Genomic DNA, 7,395 nt, shown 5'->3' with positions numbered 1-7,395 from the left:
CGGATACTTGGTCGAAGAGCCGGTCTATGCTATGCACGACTGGGAATTTTTCGCGCGGGCCTCGCTTGCCGGGCTGAAGATCAGGCCGATCCCGAAGCCGCTTTACTGGTACCGGTCGAAACCGGACGGCATGTTCCGGATGTCTAACTGGTATGACAATCGCCGCCCGGTCCTGAAGACATTTGGCTCGAGCCAGTTCGATGGCGCCGGGCTGCTGCACCAACTGGCCATCGCCCAGAATACGACACGGTCCGAAATCGAGAGCGCACGCGAGAACCTGCGGTACACTCCCGCCTATCGAGACTATCTGGAGCTCTGCGACCTCGAGCCGAACAGCGATGCGACCCTGGAGAAGCTGGCGCGCATCGCCCGCTCGGTGGGCCGCGGCGATACCGCGGCCGGCTTGCTTGGACGGCCCGCAGCTGTCGATGTCACGGAACGTCCCGATGATGGCGGCGGTTCAACCATCCTCGTCTTTGATGTCTTGCGGACCGCCAGGCTGCTGACGCCGCGCGTCTCGGCCCTGCCGCTGCTGCTTGTCGCGCCGGATGGCGGCGGGGTGTTCCTGCGCCCCCACCCCGACGGCGCGGTGGCGGCCTCGCTCGATCATCAGTTTCCTCCCTTCTTCCGGGCGATCGAGGCTACAGTCGAAATCGCGCATGCCGACGCGCCGGCACTGGACTTCGCGCTTGCGCTTGCCCGCCCCGATCAGACCATCGACTGGCAGAGGGACATATCCGGGCAGACCCTTGCCTTCTCGGGCTGGATGACGGTCGCGGACAAATTCGCGCGCCGTAGCCTGGTGGCGACGCTTCGTGCACGGCGCAAAATGCCGCTCTCGATCATGCTTGCGGTTCGTTTCGCCGGAAGCCCCAACGGCGCTCCGACCAACGCCTTCTTTCGGACGCTGACACTGATCGGCGACTGAACCGCGTCGTGCGGGAACGGATTCAGCCGGCGCGCTTCAAGTCTTTGTTTTCATGCACGTCGTCCTCCCAAAAACCGCCGGAGCGTTAGGGCGACATGCAGCGCGTCGGCCGCGGATCCGGCCGTTAACCTTGCGCCAGGATGGCGCCCGGCACGCCACGGATATGGTTGACAAATTGCTAACAAAACAATAATTTCAATGTGGTGCGTGGTGAAAGGGGCTTGTTATGCGTAAAATCCAATCGCTACTATTGGGTGGGCTAAGTATTCTTGGCGTGAGCGTCGCTTTCTCTGGCGCGGCGCAGGCGCAATTCGAAGGTGGGATCCAGGAGGCCGAGCTCGCTTGCGAGCAGGCCCTGAAGATCGGTACGATCGAGGCGCTCGAAGACTATCTGCATCGTTATCCTAATGCTCCGACGGCCTGCAAGGCGCTTGCCCTGAACACGCTGGCGCAATTCAATCCGAACGGCGGCGACGGAAATAACGGTGATGGCGGCGGCGGTTACGGCGGGTAGAATCAGCCGTATCCACAATTCGATCGTTCGTCAGTTCAAGTGGCCGCGCTTTGACGCGGCCTAACGGCGTTTGAGACGAACTCGGCGTAGCGATCCGAGGTTCTCATCCAGCCGAGTTCGACAAGTTGCGCGGCGTCACGATAGCGAACGGAGCGTTGGTCCCGAAGCGACAGTTTCGGATCGCGCTCCAATGCCTCCATGTAGGCGGCGCGCTCCTCCAGGGTCTTTTCCTTAAGCTGCGTGTTCTCGCTCAGTGACGACGCTGATTTCTGGCGGAAACCCCAGACGAATTTGAAATGCAGCAGCGCGACGCGGAGCTCGCTGAACTGAACCTTGCTGATCGTGTGCTGGGCCACATGATAGCGCCTGCCCCGCTCCCATCGCACGATCGGCACCTTGGTCAGACATGGCGGGAAGGTCTGCTTGAATCGGCCGTGCCAGAAGACGCGCTCCCTGACGCCACCGAACATCTGCTGCGGCGGGTACTTGCCGTCACGCGCCCGCAGCCAGCCCGGTTCCGGATCGAAATAGGGTGAGGCCTCGATAAGCGGGAGCGTGCCGTCATAGTGGCACTCCGCCAGCGGGCCGTCGGCGTACATGTCGATCATAGAGCCGATCACCGCGTCGGCGTCGGTCGAGTCAAGATAGTCGCAAAGCCGGTGCAGGCTCACCCGCTCGAAATCCGGGTAGACCAGCAATTCGTCGGCGTCGATCGAGAGGCACCAGTGGCCAGTGCCGAAGACGTTCATCAGCGTGTTGATCCAACGCGGCGGATCGATGTTCTCGGCGAAGTGCGATCCTTCCGTGTGGAAGCAATGGCTGTCCGGCTGCTCCAGGATCAGTTCGAGCGTCCCGTCCGTCGAACCATTGTCGAGGAAGAAGAAACGATCGACGCCGAGGCCGCGATAGTGATCGAGAAGCTTGGGCAGCAGTGTCGCTTCATTGCGCAGTCCGACAAAGCACAGGATCTCGCCCTTGCTTACGTCGATCGGCCGGTCGTCCAGCCGTTCGAGGTGTTTCGGAGATCGATGGCCAAGCATGCGAGCGTCATGATCCGGGTTACGCGAAAGCGAGTGGGTATTGTGGCTCCGCGCGGCGATTATCCCCGCGAGACAATTATCAAAGTGTTATCCTACTGTTGGCAAGACTGTCCGCTGCCGCTGATGATCAAGGGGGACTGATTGAGCATTGGTTCTAAGCTAGGCGCGACGCCCAGGGGCAAGCGACAGGCAAGCCACAAGCCCCGCAATGTATGCGTCGTTTCAGAGGTCGAGTTCGGTTCGATTTCGACCGCCGATCCGGGGTCGGCGACCTACGCGCTGGCGCAATATCTTGCGGTAACCGGCGACACCGTCACGCTGCTATGGGTGCCGAGCCCGATCGGCAGCCAGCCCGACGAGGAGGAGATCGCCAGGCTCGGCAAATGGTGCTTCGACAATTTCCTGGTGCGGCTCGAACTGTTGCCGCAGTCGCCCGAGCTGCTGCGCGGCCTGGACTCGAGCGACAAGCATTCGGTGGCCGTCTACCATTACCTCAAGCAGAACGCTTACGACGTCGTCTACTTCGCGCTCGAGGGCGGACTGGCGCATTTCCCGACCGTTGCCAAACGAACCGGGGTTTTTCCCGATCCGCCCGCGATCGTCGTGCTCGCCCACGAACCGCTGATGTGGAAGCTGCAGGCCAATGGCCGGGCGGTCGAGCGCAAGGAGCAGATGACCATCGCACATATGGAAAGGACCTCGGCAGAGACCTGCGACCATCTCGTGGTCACCGGCCAGTCGGTGCTCGACTGGATGACCAAGGCAGGCTGGAAACTGCCCGCCAGCCGCCACGTCGCCGTCCCGCTCGTGCCGGAGGAATGGCGTTCGAACTTCCACTCCGATCCCTATCGGCGGCGACCGCGGCTCACCACCGAAATCGTTCATTTCTCCGGCACCGAGGCGCGCAGCGGGCTGACGCTGTTTTGCGATGCGCTCGATCGTCTGGCCGACAGCGGCATCACCGACCTGGCGGTGACGGTCGTCGGCGCGTTTGGCCATATGCTCGGCGAGCATTCGGGCGGCATGATCGTCCGGCGCGCGCGGCAATGGCCGTTCAAGCTGAAGCTGCTGCCCATTCGCGACGAACCCGAGATCTTCCGATACCTGCGGCAGAGCCATGCGCTGGTGGCGATCCCGCATGCGGCTGCGCAGCTTCCGATGGACGTGGTCGCATGCCTCGACGAGGAGATCCCTTTCGTCGCGACGGACGTCGGCAGCATACGCGACATGCTGCACCCGAAGTCGGCCGACACCGTCATGATGGAGGCTTCCGCGTCCGCCATCGCGGCCAAGATCGCGGAGGCGCTGCAAAGCCGCGCGATCAGCCCGGCGAAGCCGCTGCACGGGCGTGCGGCGCGCGAGAAGGCCTGGAGCCGGCTGCACGCGAAATTCCGCCGGGAGCCGCGCAAGGCCGCCGGCTCGCGGCGGAGCCGGCCGCCCCTGGTGTCGATCATCACCGCGCACTACAACCGGGCGCGGCTGCTGCCGCAGGCAATCGCCTCGGTTCGGCGCCAGGACTATCCCAACATCGAATTGATCGTCGTCGATGACGGCAGCACCGATCCTGAGGCAATCGAACTTTTGGCCGACCTCGAACCGGAGTTCGAGCAGCGCGGCTGGCGGATTATCCGGCAGAAGAACGGCTTCCTCGGCAAGGCGCGCAACACAGGCATCCGAGCCGCCAAGGGCTCGCTGATCCTGTTCCTGGACGACGACAACGCACTCTTCCCGAACGCGGTCAGCACGTTCGTCGCAGGCATGCAGAATTCCGGCGCCGACATCTGCACGACCTTCGCCAAATGGCTTAACGAACCCTTCGTGCCACCGGATACTAAGAGCGGATACATGCTCTACTTTCCGGTCGGAGGGCCGCCCGACATTGCGCTGATCACCAATCCCTATGGCGATGCCAATGCGATATTCCGGCGCGAGGTGTTCGACAGGGTCGGCTATCTCAATGAAGAGCGCGGCTTTTCAGCGAGCGATTGGGAATTCTTCCTGCGCGCGGATCTGGCGGGCCTCGAGATCATCACTGTGCCGGAGCCGCTCTATTGGTACCGGTCGGCGCCGACAGGGATGAACCGGAATGCCGAATGGCTGAGGAACCGCAGGCCGATCATCGACGTCTTCCGCAAGCACAAATTCGCGCATACGGACATGTTCGTGCAGCTCGGCATCAGCTCGAATACCGCCAGTCATGAAAAGGACCTCAACCTCTGGAACCTTGAGCTGCGCGTCAAGGACGAGCGCTATCTCAGGCTGAGCTCGGGCCCCGCCAACGCCGCCGATGCGATGCAACTGCTGGCCGAGATCGCGGCCCGCGAGGGCAGGCCAGACACGGCGATCTCGCTGCTCGCCCATGCCGGCCGGTCCGACTTCACACTCGGCGTCGTCGACATGCTCAACGCAGCCGCCGACGAGACCGTGCCGGAGCTGCATTCCTCGCTTTACCGCGAGCAATACCTTTCGGCCGAGCCGCTGCGCCTTGCTCATGTCGCTTCGCATCCCGATGCCGTTGCGGATTTGCTGAGCTATGTCGAACGATCGCCGGATCAGCTGTTTCTCGAAGCAAGGGGCGGCAACGTGACGATGGCCCTGCTGAAGGGCGTCTGCCCGCCGGGCGTCATCGGCGCAAGCTGCTGGATCTACCTCGACGAGGACCTTACCGGAACCGCGCAGTTCCAGCTTGCGATCGTCGACGCGGAAAACCAGACTTTCGGCGAGCTTGCCGGAATGCTCGATCTTGATGTCGGGAGCGGCTGGGCCGATGTCAGCCGGCCGCACGAGCCGCGCGAAATAAGAACGGCCATCAGTTCGCCGGCGTCGGGCCGGCGCGATCTGCTGCTCGCGGTCCGGTGCGGCGGAGGCCGCCCGCAGGCGCGTGTGCTTGGCGGCTTTTCGAGCATCCAGATCCGCCATGTCGTTTCGAACGGGGCGAGACACCCGCGTCTCAACGCGCCGCAGGAGCGCCGGCGCATGCGCCGGATTACCAATGACGAGATCAAGCAAGCCTCGCTCGTTACCAACCATCCCTCCGACCTGCCGACGCTGCTCGTCGCCGGCGACGATGGCGGCCTGTTCCTGCGGCCGAACACGCATGGCCCGGTTGTCGCGGCCCTCAAGTCGGCTTTCCCGGCTTTTGCCAGAAGTGTCGTCGCGACGGTGGAGATCGCCCATGAGGAGGCGTCGCCCTTCGAGTTCGCCATGGCGCTGGGCAGGCCGGAGGAAAAACTCTCGTGGAAAGGCGATGCCCCGACCGGCGCCCTCGCCTTCTCCGGATGGACACGGGTTCCGAGACCTTTCGAGCTGCAGGACTTGAAAGTCTCGATCCGGGAGATAGATCGCAAATGGCTGACGATCTACCTGGCCATCCGCCTGCCGCGCGGTTCCAGGCCGATGCCGTCCAATGCCTTCTGGCGCAAGCTGCTGCTGTTGTGGGACTGACGAGCGCGCCGGCCGCGGTTTGCCACCTTGCCGCAGTAAAGAATGCGGCGTTAGACTAAGCCGCAGCGAGAGGCGCCAAGACAATGAAGAAATCATTCATCCTTGTTCTAGCCTTTATTAGCGCTGCCGCAAGTACGGTAGGTTTCAGCGCGGTCGCCCAGGAACGCGACCTTGGCCCAAACTGCACGCAGTGGAACTCCTATCGCGTCCTGTTCAACAAGGGCGACGGCAAGATATCGACGGATTCCGCCAGCGCGTTGAAGGCCTTCATCAAGGATGCCGGACAGGATTGCGGCTACAGGCTCTATGCGACGGCGAGCAAGGAAGGTGGCTACGACAAGGCTGACGGCATTGCCGGCCGCAGGCTGAATGCAACCAGCGATTTCCTCAAGGCGCAAGGCGTCAAGCCGGAAATGGTGCTGGCGCTTTCGCATTGGGTCGACGATGGCGCCGCCGACACGAAAACGGCACGTAGCGCGATCCTGTACACCTTGCCGAAGCAAGGGATATCGTGCCGGCAATACGAGAAGCGCGCGCCTGTCCAGGTCCATCTGTTTTTCGACAGCCAGTCCTCTGTGATTTCATCGCAGATCAAGGATGACCTCGATAAGTTCGCCGCGAGCATCAAGGACTCGCGTTGCAACGTCGAACTGACGGCGTTGGCGGCCAAGGAATTCAAAGGCGCCAATGCCGCAAAGACAAACAAGGCACTGGCCAAGCAGCGCGTGAAGGCGATGGTGGACATTCTGACCGCGGCCGGGATCGACAGTGACCGGCTCATCGACACGAACGTCGAATATATCGGCGACAGCAAGCCGAACACCGCCAGGAATCGCCTGGCGACCGCATCGCTGATGTAGCGGCCCAGGGAACGTGAATCCGCAGGCGCCATCACCCGCGCCGCGCTTCGGCTATCCCGGTTGCAAGTGGACGCCTCTGTCGCGGACCAGCAGCCAGCGCAGGCTCCATGCCAGCACGACATTGAACAGCGCGAGGCCGCCGAGCACAGCGAGCGTGCCCTGCGCTCCAGTCCATTGCATCAGCACCGCGCCGATCGACGGCGCGGCCGCCTGTGCAATCAGGCTCGGCATGGCAAGACGGCCCATCAGCTTCGCGTAGCCTGACGGACCGAACAGGGCGAGCGGCAAGGTGCCGCGCGCGATCGATTCGAGACCGATGCCAGCGCCGTAGAAGCCGAGCGCCACCGGCACGGCCGGCATGCCGGCCCACAGCGCCAGGACACCGATGGCGACGAAGCTCGCCGAGGCAAGCTTGGTCCAGATCGGATGGTGATAGCGCGCGATCATCATCTCGACCGCGCGCGCCGTTACCTGCGAGGGGCCCACCAGGGCTCCGAGACCGACAGCGGCGGCGAGCGCCAGGTCGCCGGCCTGCAGGATCGACAGCAAATGCACCGAGAGCGTCGAGGAAATCACCGCCGCCAGCGTGATGGTGCTGGCGAGCAAGGC

Annotated in this window: 5 protein-coding genes and 1 pseudogene; 4 read left to right on the top strand and 2 right to left on the bottom strand. The window is 63.2% G+C overall.

The genetic code is table 11. From position 1 onward, the window contains the following. Window positions 1–928: DUF6212 domain-containing protein (locus EOA33_RS39115; RefSeq protein ID WP_210212579.1), on the top strand; the 928-nt coding region annotated here is incomplete at its 5' end. A gap of 226 nt (window positions 929–1,154) precedes the next feature. After that, window positions 1,155–1,442, top strand: coding sequence for a hypothetical protein (locus tag EOA33_RS18105; RefSeq protein ID WP_126055619.1), 288 nt, complete (start codon window positions 1,155–1,157; stop codon window positions 1,440–1,442). Between the two features lie 35 nt (window positions 1,443–1,477). Here the strand turns inward: EOA33_RS18105 and EOA33_RS18100 are convergent, their stop codons facing one another. Beyond that, on the bottom strand, window positions 1,478–2,482 hold the full coding sequence (locus tag EOA33_RS18100; RefSeq protein ID WP_127406216.1) for a glycosyltransferase family 2 protein: 1,005 nt from the start codon (window positions 2,480–2,482) through the stop codon (window positions 1,478–1,480). A gap of 141 nt (window positions 2,483–2,623) precedes the next feature. Between EOA33_RS18100 and EOA33_RS18095 the strand changes: the two genes are divergently transcribed. Further along, on the top strand, window positions 2,624–5,926 hold the full coding sequence (locus EOA33_RS18095; RefSeq protein ID WP_127406215.1) for a DUF6212 domain-containing protein: 3,303 nt from the start codon (window positions 2,624–2,626) through the stop codon (window positions 5,924–5,926). Window positions 5,927–6,009: 83 nt separating this feature from the next. Next, complete coding sequence (locus tag EOA33_RS18090) at window positions 6,010–6,786, top strand: OmpA family protein (protein ID WP_127406214.1); 777 nt, start codon at window positions 6,010–6,012, stop codon at window positions 6,784–6,786. Between the two features lie 51 nt (window positions 6,787–6,837). On the opposite strand, the pseudogene EOA33_RS18085 reads toward EOA33_RS18090, so the two are convergent. Then, window positions 6,838–7,395: pseudogene (locus tag EOA33_RS18085) on the bottom strand (MFS transporter); the annotation flags it as partial.

Origin of the sequence: Mesorhizobium sp. M4A.F.Ca.ET.050.02.1.1, from assembly GCF_003997725.1 — a bacterium.
Taxonomy (GTDB): Bacteria; Pseudomonadota; Alphaproteobacteria; order Rhizobiales; family Rhizobiaceae; genus Mesorhizobium.
The sequence above is the reverse complement of the archived record's forward strand: the minus strand, read 5'-3'. Positions and strand labels throughout refer to the sequence as shown.